General features: G+C 62.8%; 23 protein-coding genes. 11 read left to right on the top strand and 12 right to left on the bottom strand.

Annotated features, from left to right (window positions below; all coding sequences use genetic code 11):
- Nucleotides 1-3: 3 nt before the first annotated feature.
- Together D8Z78_RS11155 and D8Z78_RS11150 are read right to left on the bottom strand one after the other, a co-directional pair.
- Nucleotides 4-777 (bottom strand): tRNA1(Val) (adenine(37)-N6)-methyltransferase, encoded by a 774-nt coding sequence (locus D8Z78_RS11155; RefSeq protein ID WP_240672092.1) that lies wholly within the window; start codon nt 775-777, stop codon nt 4-6.
- Entirely contained in the window at nt 767-982 is a 216-nt protein-coding gene (locus D8Z78_RS11150) for a putative signal transducing protein (RefSeq protein ID WP_121630212.1), read from the bottom strand. The genes D8Z78_RS11155 and D8Z78_RS11150 overlap by 11 nt, the downstream gene beginning before the upstream one ends.
- Before the next feature lie 51 nt (nt 983-1,033).
- On the opposite strand from D8Z78_RS11150, the gene D8Z78_RS11145 reads away from it, so the two are divergent.
- A complete protein-coding gene (locus D8Z78_RS11145) occupies nt 1,034-2,032 on the top strand; it encodes a polyprenyl synthetase family protein (RefSeq protein WP_121630211.1) in 999 nt (332 codons plus the stop codon).
- A 34-nt stretch (nt 2,033-2,066) separates the two neighbouring features.
- Here the strand turns inward: D8Z78_RS11145 and D8Z78_RS11140 are convergent, their stop codons facing one another.
- The 5 genes from D8Z78_RS11140 to D8Z78_RS11120 all read right to left on the bottom strand — a co-directional run bounded on the left by D8Z78_RS11140 (nt 2,067) and on the right by D8Z78_RS11120 (nt 7,157).
- Entirely contained in the window at nt 2,067-2,891 is an 825-nt protein-coding gene (locus D8Z78_RS11140) for a 4-(cytidine 5'-diphospho)-2-C-methyl-D-erythritol kinase (protein WP_121630210.1), read from the bottom strand.
- Nucleotides 2,878-4,590, bottom strand: coding sequence for a tetratricopeptide repeat protein (locus D8Z78_RS11135; RefSeq protein WP_338064682.1), 1,713 nt, complete (start codon nt 4,588-4,590; stop codon nt 2,878-2,880). The genes D8Z78_RS11140 and D8Z78_RS11135 overlap by 14 nt, the downstream gene beginning before the upstream one ends.
- Nucleotides 4,591-4,671: 81 nt before the next feature.
- Nucleotides 4,672-4,962: a hypothetical protein gene (locus D8Z78_RS11130; protein WP_121630208.1), complete on the bottom strand. Its 291-nt coding sequence runs from the start codon at nt 4,960-4,962 to the stop codon at nt 4,672-4,674.
- A gap of 122 nt (nt 4,963-5,084) precedes the next feature.
- Nucleotides 5,085-5,480, bottom strand: a complete 396-nt coding sequence (locus D8Z78_RS11125) for a DUF1493 family protein (protein ID WP_121630207.1) — start codon at nt 5,478-5,480, stop codon at nt 5,085-5,087.
- A 24-nt stretch (nt 5,481-5,504) separates the two neighbouring features.
- Nucleotides 5,505-7,157, bottom strand: a complete 1,653-nt coding sequence (locus D8Z78_RS11120) for an electron transfer flavoprotein-ubiquinone oxidoreductase (RefSeq protein ID WP_121630206.1) — start codon at nt 7,155-7,157, stop codon at nt 5,505-5,507.
- Between the two features lie 444 nt (nt 7,158-7,601).
- On the opposite strand from D8Z78_RS11120, the gene D8Z78_RS11115 reads away from it, so the two are divergent.
- The 8 genes from D8Z78_RS11115 (at nt 7,602) to D8Z78_RS11080 (ending at nt 12,961) form a co-directional block, all read left to right on the top strand.
- Nucleotides 7,602-8,294, top strand: a complete 693-nt coding sequence (locus tag D8Z78_RS11115) for a hypothetical protein (RefSeq protein WP_121630205.1) — start codon at nt 7,602-7,604, stop codon at nt 8,292-8,294.
- 122 nt (nt 8,295-8,416) lie between these two features.
- Nucleotides 8,417-8,869 (top strand): hypothetical protein, encoded by a 453-nt coding sequence (locus D8Z78_RS11110; protein WP_128910769.1) that lies wholly within the window; start codon nt 8,417-8,419, stop codon nt 8,867-8,869.
- A 355-nt stretch (nt 8,870-9,224) separates the two neighbouring features.
- Complete coding sequence (locus D8Z78_RS11105; RefSeq protein ID WP_121630203.1) at nt 9,225-9,533, top strand: hypothetical protein; 309 nt, start codon at nt 9,225-9,227, stop codon at nt 9,531-9,533.
- Nucleotides 9,534-9,606: 73 nt separating this feature from the next.
- On the top strand, nt 9,607-9,993 hold the full coding sequence (locus D8Z78_RS11100) for a hypothetical protein (protein WP_128910768.1): 387 nt from the start codon (nt 9,607-9,609) through the stop codon (nt 9,991-9,993).
- Nucleotides 9,994-10,316: 323 nt separating this feature from the next.
- A complete protein-coding gene (gene greA, locus D8Z78_RS11095; protein WP_121630201.1) occupies nt 10,317-10,787 on the top strand; it encodes a transcription elongation factor GreA in 471 nt (156 codons plus the stop codon).
- Nucleotides 10,788-10,808: 21 nt separating this feature from the next.
- Nucleotides 10,809-11,801 (top strand): hypothetical protein, encoded by a 993-nt coding sequence (locus D8Z78_RS11090; protein ID WP_121630200.1) that lies wholly within the window; start codon nt 10,809-10,811, stop codon nt 11,799-11,801.
- Nucleotides 11,802-11,936: 135 nt separating this feature from the next.
- A complete protein-coding gene (locus D8Z78_RS11085) occupies nt 11,937-12,638 on the top strand; it encodes an AzlC family ABC transporter permease (protein WP_121630199.1) in 702 nt (233 codons plus the stop codon).
- Nucleotides 12,635-12,961 carry an AzlD domain-containing protein gene (locus D8Z78_RS11080; RefSeq protein WP_121630198.1) on the top strand — a complete coding sequence of 109 codons (327 nt, stop codon included), beginning with the start codon at nt 12,635-12,637 and terminating at the stop codon, nt 12,959-12,961. Before D8Z78_RS11085 ends, D8Z78_RS11080 begins: the two co-directional genes overlap by 4 nt.
- On the opposite strand, the gene D8Z78_RS11075 is transcribed toward D8Z78_RS11080, so the two are convergent.
- From D8Z78_RS11075 to D8Z78_RS11060, 4 genes are all read right to left on the bottom strand, one after another.
- Nucleotides 12,955-13,578, bottom strand: a complete 624-nt coding sequence (locus D8Z78_RS11075) for a hypothetical protein (RefSeq protein WP_121630197.1) — start codon at nt 13,576-13,578, stop codon at nt 12,955-12,957. The two genes, D8Z78_RS11080 and D8Z78_RS11075, sit on opposite strands and share 7 nt — an antisense overlap.
- A gap of 26 nt (nt 13,579-13,604) precedes the next feature.
- Entirely contained in the window at nt 13,605-13,739 is a 135-nt protein-coding gene (locus D8Z78_RS11070) for an aa3-type cytochrome c oxidase subunit IV (protein WP_121630196.1), read from the bottom strand.
- A gap of 177 nt (nt 13,740-13,916) precedes the next feature.
- Nucleotides 13,917-14,954, bottom strand: coding sequence for an MBL fold metallo-hydrolase (locus tag D8Z78_RS11065; protein ID WP_121630195.1), 1,038 nt, complete (start codon nt 14,952-14,954; stop codon nt 13,917-13,919).
- Complete coding sequence (locus tag D8Z78_RS11060) at nt 14,954-16,663, bottom strand: acyl-CoA dehydrogenase family protein (RefSeq protein ID WP_121630194.1); 1,710 nt, start codon at nt 16,661-16,663, stop codon at nt 14,954-14,956. The genes D8Z78_RS11065 and D8Z78_RS11060 overlap by 1 nt, the downstream gene beginning before the upstream one ends.
- A 126-nt stretch (nt 16,664-16,789) precedes the next feature.
- On the opposite strand from D8Z78_RS11060, the gene D8Z78_RS11055 reads away from it, so the two are divergent.
- On the top strand, nt 16,790-17,737 hold the full coding sequence (locus D8Z78_RS11055; protein WP_121630193.1) for an L-threonylcarbamoyladenylate synthase: 948 nt from the start codon (nt 16,790-16,792) through the stop codon (nt 17,735-17,737).
- Between the two features lie 146 nt (nt 17,738-17,883).
- On the top strand, nt 17,884-18,225 hold the full coding sequence (locus tag D8Z78_RS11050) for a hypothetical protein (protein ID WP_121630192.1): 342 nt from the start codon (nt 17,884-17,886) through the stop codon (nt 18,223-18,225).
- Between the two features lie 48 nt (nt 18,226-18,273).
- Here D8Z78_RS11050 and D8Z78_RS11045 read toward each other — a convergent pair whose 3' ends face one another.
- Nucleotides 18,274-18,879, bottom strand: coding sequence for a YqgE/AlgH family protein (locus D8Z78_RS11045; protein ID WP_240672090.1), 606 nt, complete (start codon nt 18,877-18,879; stop codon nt 18,274-18,276).
- Nucleotides 18,880-18,884 lie beyond the last annotated feature (5 nt).

The raw sequence follows: 18,884 nt of genomic DNA, 5'->3' as shown, positions 1-18,884 counted from the left end.
GGTTCATGCCGAGAACGGTAATCCAGCACCGTTCACCATGATGTCGCGAAAGCGGTCCGAGTAATTGTCGCTGCCGTCGCAATGCGGCGCGTCGGCGTGAATCACCTCAGCCGCATGGAACCGAAAGGGTGCGCGACCGTCCTTGCGGGCCCGCACCAGCACCAGACGGGGCGGACGACCGGGCCTCGGGATCAGTGGCAAAAGCTCCAGCGCCCCCAGCGATCCGGACAGGGCCGCCAGAAGCTCCGGCAGGCGTTCGGCACGCTGGATGAACAGCGCGTGGCCACGCGGCTTCAACCGCCGGGCCGCCATGGCAACCCAGTCGGCCAAGGGCGTTTCCCCCGATCGCCCGATCCCGCGCCCGCCATCCTGCGCCGTCAAGCCCCGTGACGGTTCGAAATAGGGCGGGTTGGCGATGACATGGTCAAAGCTGAACTGCTTCAAGGCGGTCGGCGGATCGGCAACATCCCCGTCCCAAACCGTCCCTTGCAAGCCGTTCTCGGCGAGGTTGCGACGGGCGAGTTCCGCATAGGCGGGTTGCAGCTCGATCCCCGACAGGATCGCCCCGGGCACCCGCGCCCCCAGACAGCACAAGGCCGGTCCCGCGCCGCAGCCCAGCTCCAGCACGGTCTGACCCGGCTTCGCGTCACAGGCAGCCGCCAGCAGCACCGGGTCGGTCCCCGCGCGATAGCCCACCCGCGGTTGGCGGATCATCACCCGGCCACCCAGCATGGCATCACAAGTCAGGTCGGCCTCGGCAAACGGATCAAGCCTCAAACTTGACCCCGTTTTCCCACAGCACGCGGCGCGCCCGCGCGAGGTCGTCCGACCGAACCATCAGGCGGCGCGGCAATATGCCGATGCTGCCTTCGAGAACGCTCATATTTACGTCCAGTTCAAAGCTGACTATACCCTCCCCGTCCAGAAGGGTCCGGGCCAGCGGGATCAAGGTGATGTCATTGGTGCGCAAAAGCTCTTCCATGAGACGGACTTAAGAATACATTCGACGGAAAGTCGAGAGACGGGGAGCCAGATGAGCTTGGACGAAAGCCGCCAGAAGCCGCATGAACGCCTCGCAACGGTCCTCGCCGAGGATCTGGACGCGGTCAACGCGCTGATCCGCGAACGCATGGCGTCGAAACACGCGCCCCGCATCCCCGAAGTCACGGCGCATCTGGTCGAGGCCGGGGGCAAGCGCCTGCGCCCGATGCTGACGCTGGCTGCGGCGCGGCTTTGCGGCTATGACGGCGCGGACCATGTCAAACTGGCCGCGACGGTCGAATTCATCCACACTGCGACGCTGCTGCATGACGATGTGGTCGACGAAAGCGCGAAGCGGCGCGGGCGGCCCACGGCGAACCTGCTCTGGGACAACAAGTCCAGCGTGCTGGTGGGCGATTACCTGTTTGCCCGCGCGTTCCAGTTGATGACAGAGCCGGGCAACCTGCGGGTGTTGAACATCCTCTCCGATGCCGCAGCGACGATTGCCGAGGGCGAGGTGCTGCAACTGACCGCCGCGCAGGACCTTTCGACGACCGAGGATATCTATCTGCAAGTGGTGCGCGGCAAGACGGCGGCGCTGTTTTCCGCCGCGACCGAGGTGGGCGGCGTGATCGCCGGGCGCCCGGATGCCGAGGTGCAGGCCCTGTTCGACTATGGCGACGCGCTGGGGATCGCCTTTCAGATCGTGGACGATCTGCTGGATTACTGGGGGGGTGACGCGACCGGCAAGAATGTCGGTGACGACTTCCGCGAGCGCAAACTGACCCTGCCTCTGATCAAGGCCTTTGCCAAGGCCGACGAGGCCGAGCGCGCGTTCTGGAAGCGGGTGATCGAAAAGGGCGACCAACGCGAGGGCGATCTGGAGACGGCGATGGACTTGCTGAACAGGCATGGCGCGCTGGAGGCGACCCGGATTGAGGCGCTGGCGTGGTCCGCCAAGGCCAAGGCCGCGATGGAAGGCTTCCCGCCGAGCGAATTGCGCGATCTGCTGATCGGCGTGAACGATTACGTGATCGAGCGCGTCTCCTGAAAGTAGGATGGGTGATCACCCATCCTACCCGAGCTCAGCGCAAGCGACAGGGTTCGACCCACCAATCCGGGTGCGCGCTTGCCACGGCCCGTGCCCCAGCTTCCGCCTCGTCGAAGGTGTCGAACAGTGCGAAACAGGTCGCGCCAGAGCCTGACATGCGCGCCAGACGCGCGCTAGGCAAGGCATCGAGGACCTCCAGAACCTCTGCAATCACCGGCTGCGCCGCCAATGCAGGCGCTTGCAAGTCGTTGCGCTGCCGCGCCAACCAGTCGAGCGCCGCGGCGTTGCCGCCGCCCTCCGGCCATGGCTCCATCGGCGGATTGTCCTTGCGCGCCAAGCGCCCGAAGACCTCCGGTGTCGAGACCTCGACCCCGGGATTGACCAGCAGGCAGGGCATGGGCACTTCGGTGAACAGGGGCAGCACGCGCTCGCCGATGCCCGCCATATGCGCCGCGTGGCCCACCATGCAGACCGGCACATCCGCGCCAAGCGGCAGGGTATCGAGAGGCGCCGGACGGCCATAGACCTGCTCCAACCCCTGCAAGACCGCCGCCGCGTCGCTGGACCCGCCGCCAATGCCGGCCGCGGCGGGAAGATGTTTTTCGAGGGTGATGGCAGCGCGCGCCCCGTAGAATTCAGCCGCTTTCCAGCACAGGTTGCGCGCGTCATCCGGCACCCCTGCCGCACGGGGCCCAGTCACGGTCAGCGACATCTCGTCCGCCGCTTCGACAAACACCCGGTCGCCGATATCCGCGAACATCACGTAGCTGTCGAGCAGATGATAGCCGTCCTCCCGCTGCCCGGTCACGTGCAGCGTCAGATTGATCTTTGCCGGGGCAAAGACCTCATTCGGCGGCATTCGCGCTTTCCAGTGGCGGCAGCCCCTGTTCGGACCGGTAGACGTCGAGACCCACCTCGATCTTGCGCTTGATCGCCTCGGGATCGGCCTCGGCGGCGGCGTCTTCCCAATCGACGAAGGACAAGGCGCGCTTCCACATGAACTCGGCCTCGCGGTAGCGCCCGACCGACCAGTAGACGTCGCCCAGATGGTCATTCACCACCGGGTCGATGGGCATCAGTTCGGCGGCGCGCTCCATGTGCGGCACCGCCTCTTCGTAGCGGCCAAGACGGTACAGGACCCAGCCGAGGGAATCGACGATGTAGCCGCTATTGGGCCGCGCCGCGACGGCGCGCTCGATCAGGTCCAGCGCCTCGTCCAGCTTCAGCTTCTTCTCGACCAGCGAATAGCCAAGGTAGTTCAGCACCTGCGGCTGATCCGGGTTCAGTTCCAGCGCGCGGCGGAAATCGGCCTCGGCTTCGGGCCAGTTGTCGGCGCGCTCATTGCTGATGCCGCGCGCGTAATACAGGAACCACTGGCGTTCCGTGATCTCGGAATAAAGGCTGAGCGCGCGGGTGTAATCGGCGATGGCCGCGTCGAAATTCTGTTCGCTGCGCTGCAGGTCGGCCAGCGTTGTCCAGACCACCGGCAAGTCGCCATGGCTTTCAGTCAGTGCCTCCAGCACGGCGATGGCCTCGGCGGCCTTGTCCTGCGCGCGCAACGCCTCTGCCCGGCCCAACTCGGCGGCATGGAAGGCATAGCTGTCCTGCGGCACGCGGGCATAGGTCTGCACCGCAAGATCGTGCTGGCCCATATCCTCGAGCACCTCGGCCGACAGCAACAGCGCGTCGATATGATCGGGGCGCAGATGCTCGGCCGTGCGCGAATAAAGCAGCGTCAGGTCGTCGTTGCGTTCATTCGAAAGCGCGCCCGCGAGCGTGTAGAACACCTCGGCAATCCCGTCGCGCGGCGAGCGGGCATGAGTGAAGGGCAGCGTCTCGCCCGCCTGCAACTGGGCCTGCATCGCCGACAGACCGGGATCGAGATCGACCCCGAAGGACTGTTCCAGCAGCGCCAGCGCATCCTCGTTGCGATCCAACTGCGACAGGATCTCGGCCCGGGCCATGACGCCGCGGCGGGTGTTGCTCATGCCGCCGGTGGTATCACCGGCAAACAGGGAATTGGCCCCGTCCCAATCGCCGACAGAGGCCAACGCCAAGGCCTTGTGATAGCTCGCAAAGCCACCCAGACCATCGATTCGCGCGACTTCGTCAAAGGCGTTCATCGCCGCGCCGACATCGCCGCGCCCCAGTTCGGCCCAGCTTTTGACGAGGCCGTCAGCCAGCAGGCCGACGCCCTTCTGGCTGTCGATCATCTCGATCACGGTGGCGTAGTTTTCCGAGCCCGCTTCCTCGGCGAGGATGGCCATCTGCGCCAGTTCGGAGGCAAATCCGCGCTGCCCCAATTGACGCGCAAGCGCCGCCGCATCCGTCATGTCGCCTAGCGAGATGTTGGAGATGATGGCGCGCTCCAGAAGCTCGGGCTTGCCCGGGTCAAAGGCCAGCGCACGGCCATAATAAAAGGCGGCGCTTTCGAAATCGCCAAGAAAGCTTGCCTGCCGCGCCGCAAGGTAGGATCCGGCGATGCCGTTTGCCGTGGCGGGCGCCGCCAGACTCACCGTCAAAAGACCTACGCCCAAAATCCGTGCCAAAGCTGTCACTTGCCCGTCTCCTTGCATCGTTCGGGGAAAGCCTAGAGCGCCGGGCCGGGCAAGGCAATCGACCATCCGGTCAAAGCGAGGTTACCAGACGCCGCCCATCGACCGGAATTGCCGCAGAGTCGCCAGTTGCGCCGGTGTCAGGGCGCGGTCGAATTTCAATGCGCCGCCCTTGGTGTCGCGCCGCGCCAGTTTTGCGCCGATGCGCTGCCCCAAGACGCGGAATCGCACGGGATCGTCCACGCCAGCCTGCACATCGCCCGAGAATTTCAGCCCGCTGGTGCTGACATTCACGACCTTCACGGGAAACTCCCCGCCTGAACAATTCACATCCATGGCCCAACCGCTGGGATACCGATCAGCACGCCATTTCATCGTCGCCTCCTTTGCAAAAAGCCCCGGCAACCATGCTTGCAACCGGGACTTAACGTAAGGTTAACGTTAATAGTCGATTGGGCCACCTGTCACAAAATCGGTTTGCTGGCGGGTGGCTGCGATCACGACAGGATGTTCATCAGGATCAAGGCTAGAACGGCAAGCGCCGGGATGATCCAGAACCTCGGTCCACGATTGCGGAGCCCGTGATCCGGGTATGTGAGCGGCCAGACGCCTTGGTTCGCGGCATCAGCGAGCATTTGGGGCGTGATGGCAGTGCGGTTCAGTTCTCTGCCGTCCGGCCTATGGGGCCAAGCGGTTTCCGCGAAAGGCGGCTCATTCGCATTGTCGTGGAAAGACCAGAGCATGCCCGACACATTCACGCCGTAGCGCGTGGCATAGCTGTCGAGACAGTCTGTCGCGTCGTCCCCGAGCGGGGAAAACGCCTTGAGGATGTCGGCGTCATGGGCGCAGGCCGTTCGGTGTCTGCCCGAAGCGGCCTGCGTACCTGCGATCATGTGGTCCGGTTGGACTACACCCGGTCACATGTTCGGGTAATTCGGCCCGTCGCCGCCCTGCGGGACCGTCCATGTGATGTTCTGGCTGGGGTCCTTGATGTCGCAGGTCTTGCAGTGGACGCAGTTCTGGAAGTTGATGACAAAGCGCGGATCCTTGCCCTCTTCCTGAACGAATTCATACACGCCCGCCGGGCAGTAGCGCTGGGACGGCCCGGCATATTGCTTGAGGTTGACCACGGTCGGCGTGTGCACGTCCTTCAGCCGCAGATGCGCGGGCTGGCTTTCCTCGTGGTTGGTAAAGCTGAACGCCACGTTGGTCAGACGGTCGAAGGACAGCTTGCCATCGGGTTTCGGATAGTCGATCGGCTCGAACTTGCTGGCCTTGCCGGTGGCGTCCGCGTCGTTCTTGCCATGGCTCAGCGTCCCGAACAGCGACATGCCAAACAGCGAGTTGGTCCACATGTCGAGCCCGCCAAAGGCCAAGGACGCCGTCAGGCCCCACTTGGACCACATCGGTTTGACGTTGCGGACGGGCTTCAGGTCCTTGCCAATCGCGCCCTCGCGCACTTCGGTCTCGTAATCGGACAGCTCATCGCCCGAACGGTCGGCCTTGATCGCGGCATAGGCCGCCTCCGCCGCCGCCTTGCCCGACAGCATCGCGTTGTGGTTGCCCTTGATGCGCGGCACGTTGACCATGCCGACGGAACAGCCCAGCAGCGCCACACCCGGCGCGACCATCTTGGGCATGGACTGCCAGCCACCCTCGGAAATCGCCCGCGCGCCGTAGGCCACGCGCTTGCCGCCTTCCAGCAGTTCCGCGACCATCGGGTGATGCTTGAAGCGCTGGAATTCCATGTAGGGGAACAGGTAGGGGTTCTCGTAGTTCAGGTGGACCACGAAGCCCACATAGACCTGATTGTTATCAAGGTGATAGATGAACGACCCGCCGCCCGCGTTGGAGCCAAGCGGCCAGCCCATCGTGTGGGTCACGGTGCCCTCTTTGTGCTTGGCCGGGTCGATCTCCCAGATTTCCTTCATGCCGAGGCCGAATTTCTGCGGCTCTTTCCCGGCTTGCAGGTCGTATTTCGCGATCACTTCCTTGGACAGGGACCCCCGCACGCCCTCGGCGAGGAACACATACTTGCCCAGCAGCTCCATGCCCGGCTCGGTGTTCGGGCCATAGGAGCCGTCCGCCTCAAGGCCGAACACGCCCGCGACGACGCCCTTGACCTCGCCATTCTCACCATAGACCAGTTCCGAACAGGACATGCCGGGGAAGATCTCGACGCCCAGTTCCTCGGCCTGCTCGGCCATCCAGCGGCAGACATTACCCATCGAGACGATGTAGTTGCCGTGGTTGTTCATCAGGCCGGGCATCGGCCAGTTGGGGATGCGGACCTTGCCCTCTTGCCCCAGCATGTAGAAATTGTCCTCGCGGACCGGCACGTTCAGCGGCGCGCCCTTGTCTTTCCAGTCGGGGATCAGCGCATCCAGCCCGCACGGGTCGAGCACCGCGCCCGACAGGATATGCGCCCCGATCTCCGAGCCCTTCTCCAGCAGGACGACCTGTAGATCGGGGTCAAGCTGCTTGAGCCGGATCGCGGCGGACAGGCCAGCCGGGCCGCCGCCCACGATCACCACATCATATTCCATCGACTCGCGGTCTATCTCGGCCATGCCGGTCCTCCTCGGTGGGGCAAGAATGTTTCGCGACTGAGTAGCGCGGCAGCGCAGCAAGGGTCAATTGCAACACGGCGTTACATGGGTCGAAAACGGCGAGATTGGCGCGTCCTATGGCGGTTTGGGGGTGTTTGGGGCGAGAGCATCCGGATCAGCGCTTAAAGGGAACAGCCCGCGCGCTACCCAAAGAGGCCGAGACCAAAGCCTTCCTCTGCGACCTTGACGACCAGTTCACCCGGGCACGGTGAGTGCGCGCGATCTAGGGATAGAATGATGTAGAAGCCGACGAACCAGAACCGCATTATGACTTTGCCGGTGGAATGGTGTCGAACAATGAGTTTGCAGCGTGGACAGAAGCGAACATAGTCGGGTACGAAGCCAACAACCCGCCACCAATAATGCTGCCTGGCCTCAAACTTCCGATCCCAAAATAGGTTAAGTATGTACGCAACTGAGACAGTAACAAAGGATCTTGAACTGGCCACTCGGTTCCTCTTCACCTCTGACAAGTTTGAGAATAACTTCCTCGTGAAGTTGATCAAAATTATTACGATAAAAACGCTCAAAAGGATTGGCGCGCCATCAGATTGCATCCCGGATAAAATTGCTGAGACCTTCAGAGGCAACTTGCAAAAGGATGGCACGTGGAACACGCCCTACTCAAAGAGCTTTCGTTCTGTGCGCGATGAAGCTCTAGACCGCCTGTTTGGAACAAGCGCGCCCCTTGGTCATATGAAACCCGGCACGGGTTTCGAAAAAGATGATTTGATATCAGCACTAGACTTGGCGATGAAAAAATTTCACCTGCCCGAATACGAAATAGAAATTGCCCCCCAAGGCGGCGAGATTTCAGCTTGCTTCAAAAAGGATTTTCCTACCGAAAGGATTGGTTCTATTTTGGTGTATTTGCATTTCAGGAACTCCGGTATCTCCTATGTATCTTTCTCCATGCAGGTCTATGACGGGTGCAAATGTGTTGCCGATTTTGATCCGCTGAAACTATTGGGGATAGGAGCCCTGGATATTTGTCCAAAAAATTCGAAGGCTACCAAAGAGCAGCTGGAAACATCTGTAGTGTCTGTGCTGGAAGTCGCGGAGGTCTATTCGACGTACCTTGCTGAGAGCCATTTGTAAGCTTGGTTCGCATACCGCGCCGCATCCGGAGCTGAATAGAGTCATGCGCACTCGATCCGGTCAAGCCGTTGACGGTCCAAGCGGGCCCGGCATCTCCCACCTTCAATAAAATTGGCCTTGGAATGCAGGACAAGTTACCCGATACTGTCTCGCAATTAAATATTGAAGGCTACCTAAGGGATCATGGCCGGAGAAGGGAAACTCGTAACGTGAAAATGAAGTATGTCAGCCTCCCTGATTTGACCCAGCACGCGGCTGAAGGCTTGGTCTACAATGAAGCCGAAGAGTTTCACAAGCGACGAACGGCCGTGCTTTGGCTGGTGAGATTCGGCGAGCCGGCAAGAGCGATTGAAATCGTCGAAGATTTGGTTGAGCGCCACTGGGATGCGCTTGCATATCCCGGAGTATCTCTATTGGACCTACCTATACAATTCGGGGGCTGCCGTCCGAATATTCCATTGATCAAGCGTTGGATGGATAGGTTTTCGGATGAAAACCCGTCCGATAGAAAGGGTCTTGAAGATACGCTCGAATTAATCGAAATGGCCATGTCGGATTTGGACTACAGAATTTAGTTGCCATCCGGAACAAGTTCCTGAAAGTGCGGGCAAGGGATCGACGCCGTTGAGACATGGTAAGATACTGTCTCGCAATTGAAAATTGAAGGCTAGCTCAGTGGGTATCGACAGATGAATATAAATGAACTTGCGGAGCACCTAAAAGTTTCCAATTTAGACCGCAGGGCATTTTCACTCAATGATGGCGAGAAAAATGAGTCTTATTGCATTATTTTTGAGTCCGGTGAGTGGAAGACCTTCTACTTTGAGAGGGGCAATAGAAACGCGCTTGCATTATTTGAAAGGGAAGAGGATGCCTGCCGAGCATTTTACGAAATGATATCCGGAGACGTATCGTTGCGAGCCCCGAGTAATGGAACATAGCGAATTGCCAACTCTACAACTGCCGTCCACCTCAATGTATTTGATGTCAAATCGCAGCTACCGCCCCTTCGGAGCCTACGACGACCAGCCCTCAAGCTGCACGGAGGTGGATGAGACCAAAGCCTTCGTCGGCGAGCGCTACGACATGGACGCGGAACTGTACTATCTCAACGCTCAGCTCACATGGACCCGGCTTTGGGAATGCTCAGCCAGGCCAAACACAATGATTGAACAGAATCGCATTTCAGTCGAAGCTATGGTTCAAGCAGCATCTTACGCTCAGTCGCGCGCGGCATGACCGCTGCGTAACTTTCGTCTTTCCGCCAAATGGGTGTATACCAACCTACACACCTTCCATATTCGGGCATACAATGACTGAACTAGATAACTTTGGCCGACTTGTCGTAAAAAGGGCGCGGGATCCGGTGTTCGATGAAATCGAGAAAATTCTTGATGGCACATCACCTCCAATGTATCGCCAAGCCGTGGAATTTTTCTTGTCAACCGACGTCTCAGAGAAGGACAAGCTTAAAGAGATGGCATTGATGGCCATTGATATGAGCTTATTCTATTTACTGCATGCTTTTGAACACTACTCTGATGGTGACGAGGGATGCTTTGAAATCATTTCTTTGCGGCAAGGAGGAAACGACATTCCAGTGAGAGAATTGTCCGACGGACTCGCGGGTGAACTGGTTGATGAAACCGGGTGGATAGATCGTTTCAGTGCAGTCAGGCCTAGCAAGTATTCAGAATAGATATTTGCAAAGCATGGGTTTTCCGCAGCTACCGCCCCTTCGGAGCCTACGACGACCAGCCCTCAAGCTGCACGGAGGTGGATGAGACCAAAGCCTTCGTCGGCGAGCGCTACGACATGACACGGCCCTGCACGACCTCAGCGCCCGCCAGCAGGACCGCACAAAGCCCCCATCCGGGCAAAACCCCGCCAAACCGCCACACTTCCCGCGCTCTCCCCCGCGTTGCCCCTTGCAAACCACACCCCCTTTGGGTCAGGTAAGAAAAACACCCGGCAGGGACGGCCCTTTCTGGCGCCGTCCCCTTTTGCAATGAGGGCATGAGAATGGAAAAGATCCTGATGACCCGCGCGGGCTTCAACGCGCTGGAGACCGAACTGAAACACCTGAAATCGGTCGAGCGTCCCTCGGTCATTCAGGCCATCGCCGAAGCGCGCGAACTGGGCGACCTCAAGGAAAACGCCGAGTATCATTCGGCGCGCGAAAAGCAGGGCTTCATCGAGGGCCGCATCAAGGAACTCGAAGGCGTGATCGGTCTGGCCGAGGTCATCGACCCCACCACCCTCTCCGGCCCGATCAAATTCGGCGCGACCGTCAAGCTGGTCGACGAGGACACGGACGAGGAAAAGGTCTGGCAGATCGTCGGCGAACACGAGGCCAGCGTCGAAAAGGGCTTGCTCAACATCAAGTCGCCCATCGCCCGCGCCCTGATCGGCAAGGAAGAAGGCGACAGCGTCGAGGTCCGCACCCCCGGTGGCGAGAAGTCCTACGAAGTGCTCTCGATCACCTACAAGTAACCCCAGCAGACTGGCTTTGTCATGGCCGACCGCACGCCTCCCCGCCCCGGCCCTCTGGGGCTGACCGACCGTTTCGAAAGCGGCGGCTTCACCGTGATCGAACTGGCCGCGACCGTGGCCACGGTGCTGTGGCTCGGCTTGTCCGGCGGCTACGCGCTGATGGGCGGGGGCGACGAGGCGCAGGGATTGCGGTTCCTGCTGCTGCTTATGGTCATCGCCCTGCCGGTGGCGCTGATCTGGGTGGCGGCGCTGACCGTGCGCTCGGCCCAGATCATGCGCGAGGAAAGCGCCCGCCTGAAAGCGGCGATCGACGCCATCCGTCAGGCCTATGTCGCGCAGGCTCAGGCCGGCAAGGGGGAGCCGCCGCATCCAATGCTGATGAAACGTCTCGACGACATCTCCGCCGCGCAAAAGGGGCTGGAGGCAACGCTGGCCATGCTGGGCGGCGTCCGGCAGGCCGAGGGCTATGCCGAACCCGTCGCCGCCGCCGCAGACGATCAACCGACCCTGTCGCTGGGAACACCGGCGGAGGCGCTGCAACCGCCCTTGTCGAACGCCGATTTCATCAGCGCGCTGCACTTCCCGGAAACCGCCGAGGACGAGGCGGGCTTTGCCGCCCTGCGCCGCGCGCTGAAAGACCGGCAGGCGGCGCGCTTGATCCAGGCCTCGCAGGACATCCTGACCCTGCTCTCGCAGGAAGGTATCTACATGGACGACCTGCGCCCGGAACTGGCCCGACCCGAGACGTGGCGCGCCTTCGCCAAGGGCGCCCGGGGGCGCGAGATCGCGGCGCTGGGTGGCGTGCGCGACCGGTCCTCGCTGGCGCTGGCGACCGGACGGATGAAGCAGGACCCGATCTTCCGCGATGCCGCGCATCATTTCCTGCGCCGCTACGACCAGCAATTCGCGGCCTTCGAACCGAACGCGACGGACGAGGAAATCAGTGCCTTCGCCGCGACCCGCACATCGCGCGCCTTCATGCTGCTGGGTCGGGTCGCCGGCACGTTCGACTGACGACGCCACATCCGACCGCACCACATATGGGCTGGCGGGTGGGCGCTTTTCGGCGAAGCCGGAACAGTGCCACCCGCCGGCCCATGACCCAAACCGACCAACCCGCCCGCCACGCGTCCAAGCAGAGCTGCCCACATGCCACATGCCTCCACCCGGTCCGCCTTCCTGCGAGGTCTGCGCGACGGCTTCCCCTTTCTGATGGTCATCGCCCCGTTCGCCACGCTCTTTGGCGTGATCGCCACCGAGGCCGGGCTGGATATCTTCGAAACCCTCTCCTTCTCGGTCGTCGTGATCGCCGGAGCGGCACAATTCACTGCCATCCAGCTGATGTCGGAAAACGCGCCGACGCTGGTCGTCCTCGTCTCGGCGCTGGCCGTGAACCTGCGCATGGCGATGTATTCCGCCTCGATCACCCCGCATCTCGGCCGGCTGCCCCTGTGGAAGCGCGCGCTCGTCGCCTATTTCCTCGTTGACCAGACCTATGCCAGCGCCGCCTTCGACTTCGAAAAGCACCCCGACCAGACACTCGCCGAGAAATTCGCCTATTTCATGGGGGTCGTGGTGCCGATTTGTCCGCCTTGGTACGTTTTCACCCTCGCCGGCGCTTGGGTCGGCGAAGCGATCCCGCAGGAACTGGGACTCGATTTCGTGCTGCCCATCGCCTTCATCGCGATGATCGCGCCCGCCCTGCGCACGGGGGCGCATCGTGGGGCGGCGCTCACGGCGACGCTTGTCGCCCTCGCCTGCGCCGGACTGCCGTGGAATCTCGGCCTGATCGTCGCCGCGCTTGCCGGCATGATCGCCGGTGCCGAACTGGAGCGGAGAGCCCTGCAATGACCGACGCCTATCCGCTCTGGCTTATCATATTCGGCCTTGGCATCGGCTCGTTCGGGCTGCGCTTTGTGTTCCTCGGGCTGGTCGGCGACCGCACGATGCCCGACTGGCTGCTGCGCCACCTGCGTTACACCGCCGTGGCCGTGCTGCCCGCGCTGGTCGCCCCGCTGGTGGTCTGGCCCAAGGCGACGGGCGGCGAAACCGATCCGGTCCGCCTTGGCGCCGCCGCGCTGGCCTTTGTCTGTGGGTATGTGACCCGCAGCCTCTACGCGGCCATGGGCGCGGGGGCTGCGGTGATGATCGGCGCGGCCTATTGGCCTTACTGACCGGTGGCCGCTTCCATCTGGTTGATCGCCAGCGATTTGTCATCGCTGTCATTCTCGCGCAGCACGCGGGTCTGCACGCCCGGCAATTGCGCGAATTGCTCCGCCAGCTTGTTGGGATAGAGCACCGACCTGATCTGGCCGAAGCCCGGCAACTGCCCAAGGATGCGCGAGGTCGATGACGTGCAGGCTGCCGGGGCCACCGTGCCCTCGCGCTGAACCAGTTGCAGCGCCATCTCCGCCGTCTCGGCAGGCACCGAGATCTCTTGGATCTGCACGCGATAGGTCACGCGGGCATGCGCCGATTCGTACATCTGCTTCACCTGGGGCGTGATGCCATACAGCACATCGCCCACCTCGGGCACGCCGGTAAAGCGCACCGAGCCTGCGGGGTCAAAGACCACCCGCTGGCTCGGCGCATTGATCATCATCGAGGTATGCGCCCCGGAATTGGTGCGGTTGTTGATCATCGTGTAAAGGGTGATCGAGTAGGGTGGCCCGGCGCGATAGGCCGCCGCCGCCGCCTGTTCAGGCGTCGAGTCCGGACCAGAGCCCACTTCGGCGCAACCGGCCAAGGAAAGGGCCGCGGCTGCGACCAGAAATATGGAACGCAGTCCCATCACGTCACCCCCAAGATGATGTCAGATCAGGAATTGAAGACCGCCAGAAAGATCGCGATTGCGATGCAGACGATGACCACGCGGGTCGACGCCTTTACGAACCCTTCAAAGGTCTTCTCGTGCTCGGTGATGTCCATGGAGCCGTGCTTGTGTTCAGCCATCTGTGAATCGTCCCGTGATGTGCTTTGCGTTTCAGGAATTGGGATTAGCCCATTTCGACGGCGCTGTCACGGCGGCATTCGGGCGCAAATGTCGCGGTCTCGTGATGCGCGCCCTGCGGCAAGGGCCGGTGGGTGGGCGCTTTCCGGCGCAGCCGGAACAGAGCCACCCGCAGGCCCCTAGACCGCCTGCCACAGCCATGCCCCGTCCGCCGCTTCGGTCCGCGTCGCGCGGCCCTCGTGCCACAGGTGCAGGCAATGGGCCATCGCCTCGACCAGCGCGAGGTTGTATTCCGCCTCGCCGATCCGGCGTTTGAACAAGGGCGCAAAGCAATCGCCCGCCGCCAGTGGCGTGCTCAGATGGTCATGCAGCCGGTCCAGCCCGTGATGATGATTGTCGATCAATTGCCGCATCCGTGCAGGCAGGCCGGTAAAGGGCAGCTTGTGCCCGCCCAGCACCAGATGCCCGTCCTGCGCCAACAGCGCCAGCCGTTCGCAGGCCTCCAGCCATTCGCCCACCGGGTCTGCCTCAGGTTCCGTGGGATAGACGCCGAGATTGGAACTGATCGACGGCAGGATCTGATCCCCGGCGATCACCAGCCCGTCGTCCCGGCTCCAGAGTGTCGCATGTTCCGGCGCATGGCCATTGCCGATATGAACGTCCCACGTGCGCCCCCCGGCCGTCAGAACGTCGCCCTGCTTGATCCGGGTAAAGCCCGATGGCAGCGGCGCCACGCAATCGGCAAAGTTGAAAGGCCGCTCCGTCAGCCGCCTTTCCAATATCTCCGGGTCCATCCCGCAGCGTTTCCAGTAGGTCACCGTCTCGGCAGAGGGCGTTGGCTCGACATCCATGACCAGCATCCGGGCATACAGCCAAGCTGTCCGCGTCGTCACCAGTTCGGCGCCCTGCCCCTGCAACCAGCCCGCCAAGCCGATATGGTCGGGGTGGTGATGCGTCACGATCACCCGCCCCACGGGCTTGCCCTTCAAAGGGCCCTCCAGCCACGCCGTCCACAGCGCCCGTGACTGCGGCGTGTCAAAGCCGGTATCGACCACGGTCCAGCTGTCGCCCTCGTCCAGCACGTAGACGTTGACGTGGTCCAGCTTCATCGGCAGCGGCTGGCGCAGCCACAAGACACCTTCGGCCACCTCCACCGCCTGCGCCCCTTCGGGCGCATCGGCAAACGGGTAGCGGATCGGGTCGCGCGCGCCATCCATCACGCGGCGAAATCCTCTACCGTCAGCGCCATCAGCCCTTCGGCCCCGGCGCGGGCATGGGCCAACTGGCCTACATGATCCGGCAACATGCGCTGGATGTAGAACCGTGCCAGCCGTTCCGCAGCGCCCCCCTGCATCGCCGCACGCAGGTGGAAATACCCGCCCAGCACCAAGGCAAACCCGCGCAGGAAGGGCACGGCGCCGGCGAACCGGTCCTGCATGTCCTCCATCGCGACCAGAGCCTCGACCGCCTCGCGGAGGGTCTCGGCGGCCTGCCAGACCGGTTCCGCGAGATCCGGAAGCTGCCCCTTGGCCTGCTCGGCAAAGGCCTCGATCTCATCCAGCAGGCGAAAGGCCGCCTCGCCGCCATCCATCATCTTGCGCCCGACGAGGTCCATCGCCTGAATGCCGTTGGTGCCCTCGTAGATCGCGGTCACACGCACGTCGCGGGCAAATTGCGCGGCCCCTGTTTCCTCGACATAGCCCATGCCGCCATGCACCTGAATGCCGATATTGGACACTTCGATGCCGGTATCGGTGCCGAATGCCTTGGTGACCGGCGTCAGCAACGCCGCGCGTGCCTTCCACTCGGGCGCGCCCGTCGCGTTGCCCATATCGATCGCCACCGCCTGCGCCAGCGCAATCGCGCGGGCCGCAAAGGTCTGCGCCTTCATCGTCGCCAGCATCCGGCGCACATCCGCATGGCCGATGATCGTGCCCCCAGACTCCGAACCGGGGGTTTTGCCCTGCTTGCGGTCCATCGCATAGGCCAGCGCGTGCTGATAGGCACCTTCGGCCACGCCGATGCCCTGCACGCCCACGCCCAGACGGGCGTTGTTCATCATGGTGAACATGGCGCGCATGCCGTCGTTTTCCTCGCCCACGAGCCAGCCGGTCGCGCCCTCGTACTGCATCACGCAGGTGGGCGAGCCGTGCAGGCCCAGCTTGTGCTCGACGCTGACGACCTTGAGGCTGTTGGCGACACCGGGATTGCCGTTTTCATCGGGGATGTTGCGCGGCACGAGGAACAACGAGATCCCCTTCGTCCCCGGCACCGCGCCCGGCAGACGCGCCAGCACCAGATGGCAGACATTGCCGGTGAAATCGTTGTCGCCCCAAGTGATGTAGATCTTCTGCCCGGTGATCGCGTATGTGCCATCGCCGTTGGGTTCTGCCTTGGTCGACAGGGCACCGACATCGGACCCGGCCTGCGCCTCGGTCAGGTTCATCGTGCCCGCCCATTCGCCGCTGATCAGCTTGGGCAGATAGAGCGCCTTCAGCTCATCGCTGGCGTGATGCTCCAGCGCCTCGATCTGGCCTTGGGTCATCAACGGGTTCAATTGCAGCGACAGGCAGGCCGAGGACAGCATGTCGTTGACGCAGGTCGTCACCGTCAGCGGCAGCCCCATGCCGCCGAAATCGGGATCGGCGGACATGGAAATCCAGCCGCCTTCGGCAATCGCCTTATACCCATCGGCAAAGCCCTTGGGGGTGCGCAGCTTGCCGTTTTCCAACACCGCCGGGTCAAGATCGCCGCTGCGGTTGAGCGGCGCGATCACCTCTTCGCACATCTTGCCGGCTTCGGTCAGGACAGCCTCGACCGTCTCCATTCCGGAGTCGCTGAACCGTTCGGTCCCGGCGACGGCATCGTAGCCGACCACATGGGACAAGAGCAGGCGAAAATCGTCCAAAGGCGCGCGATATGGCATGAAACCTCTCCCTCGGGGTAAATCTGATTGGCAAACTGGAACCAGTTCCATAGATACCGCGTTTGAACCGTCAAGTTACAGGGCACAGCAGTCCTGTACCGAAATAACGCCGCGTCACGGGGGCACATGTCCGCGCAACTCACCGAAACCTTGCCCGCCACCGGGCCCGGCCTTGCCCGCGCCGCCCGGATTCTGAACGAGGGCGGCCTCGTCGCGTTTCCGACAGAGACGGTCTACGGGCTTGGGGCCGATGCCACCAACGACAACGCCGTGGCCCGTATCTACGCGGCCAAGGGGCGACCCACCTTCAACCCGTTGATCGTGCATTGCGCCGATCTGGACGCGGTGCGCGAGCTTGTGCAGTGGAATCACCTTGCGCAACTGGCCGCCGATGCGTTCTGGCCCGGTCCGCTGACACTGGTCCTGCCCATGCGCATCGACACGATGATCTCGCGGCTGGTGACGGCGGGGCTGGACACGATCGCCGTGCGCATGCCCGCAGGCGAGACGGCGCGCGCCCTGCTGCGCGAAACGGGGCGCCCGATTGCCGCGCCCTCGGCCAACAGTTCGGGCCGGATCAGCCCGACCCGGGCGGGCCACGTTCTGGACGACCTGTCGGGCCGGATCGATGCCGTTCTGGATGGTGGCCCCTGCCCCGTCGGCCTCGAAAGCACCATTCTGGGGCTTTCGGGCACACCAACCCTGCTGCGCCCCGGTGGCGTCACCCGGGACGCGCTGCAAGAGGCGCTTGGCACCCGCGTGGCGGAGCGCCACGCCACCGACAGGATCAGTGCGCCGGGCCAGACCCGCTTGCACTACGCGCCGCGCGCGCGGGTCCGGCTGAACGCGACCGAGTTCCACGACGGCGAGGCGCGTCTGGGCTTTGGCGACACCGAATGCGATCTCAACCTGTCGCCGTCCGAGGATTTGGTCGAGGCCGCCGCGAACCTGTTCGAGTACCTGCACCGTCTGGATGCGACCGGGGTCGAGGTGATCGCGATCTCGCCGATCCCGCATATCGATCTGGGCATCGCCATCAATGATCGCCTCAGCCGCGCCGCAGCGGATCGGTAGGGCGCTCTCACGCGGCCCGGCAAGGCGCTGAATTGGGTCGGGTTCTCCTGACTTTGGCGGGCTGACACAGGCCCCAAGCTTGACGCACGGGTATTGACGCCGCATCCTGACGCTTGATTGTTCGACACTTTCAGCAGGATCTACACATGAAGACCCTTTCCAGACCGCTTCTCGCCCTTGCTACCACACTGGGCCTTGCCGCCGGGGGCGCGAGCGCCGACCAGGCGTCTTTCACCGTGGACGGACCATATTACGGCAGCAATTGGGATTGCCTTCAAGCGGGCCACCGCGCGATCCGCAGCTATACCAGCGATCTCGACTTTACCTGGGACGATGGTGAAAGCGCGCTTTGGTACCAGATCGACAACCAGTTCTACGTGACGATCAAGTGCTATAACAGCCAGATGGCGTTCATCCACGTCCACCGCGTGGGCAGCGGCACCGATGCGGGCGCCGTGCGCGAGGCGATCTACAACCGCATGCGGTGATCCGCGACACAAGGCCGGGCGGGGATGCACCCGCCCCCCCTTGCGGGGTCAGGCGCGTCCGCCCTCGGCGGACAGCATCAGTGCCGAGATGCCCAGCCGATCCAGCGCCGCTTCCCACTTGTCGATATCCGCCACATCAAAGACCAGCGCCGCATCCGCGTCGCAGACCAGCCAGCCGTTCTGGCTGATCTCGGCTTCCAGTTGGCCCGGCCCCCAGCCAGCATAGCCCAAGGCCATCAGCCATTTGCCGGGCCCCGCCCCGCGCCCAAGATCCTCTAGCACGTCCAGCGTCGCCGTCATGTGGATGTCGTCGCGCACCTCCAGCGTCGTCACCGCGCTGGCGTAATCGGGCGAGTGCAGAACGAAGCCGCGCCCCACCTCGACCGGACCGCCGAAATGTGCGCGGTGGCCCGAAAGGTCCGCCTCCATCTCGATCGAGAGCTGCGACAGCAGGGTCGGCATGTCGATCTCGTCGGACAGCTTGTTGATGATCAAGCCCATGGCGCCATCGTCGGAATGGTCACACATGAAGACCACCGCCCGGTCAAAGCGAGGATCCCCCATGCCCGGCATCGCGATCAGCAAATGCCCGGTCAGGTTCGTGGTCTTCATCTGCTCGCCCATGCCGATCCCCATGCCGTGTCTGTCCAACATGGCCC

Source organism: Tropicibacter alexandrii (genome assembly GCF_003667315.2).
GTDB lineage: Bacteria > Pseudomonadota > Alphaproteobacteria > Rhodobacterales > Rhodobacteraceae > Tropicibacter > Tropicibacter alexandrii.
Note: the sequence above shows the minus strand (reverse complement) of the source record. Positions and strands in the feature narration are given on the sequence as shown.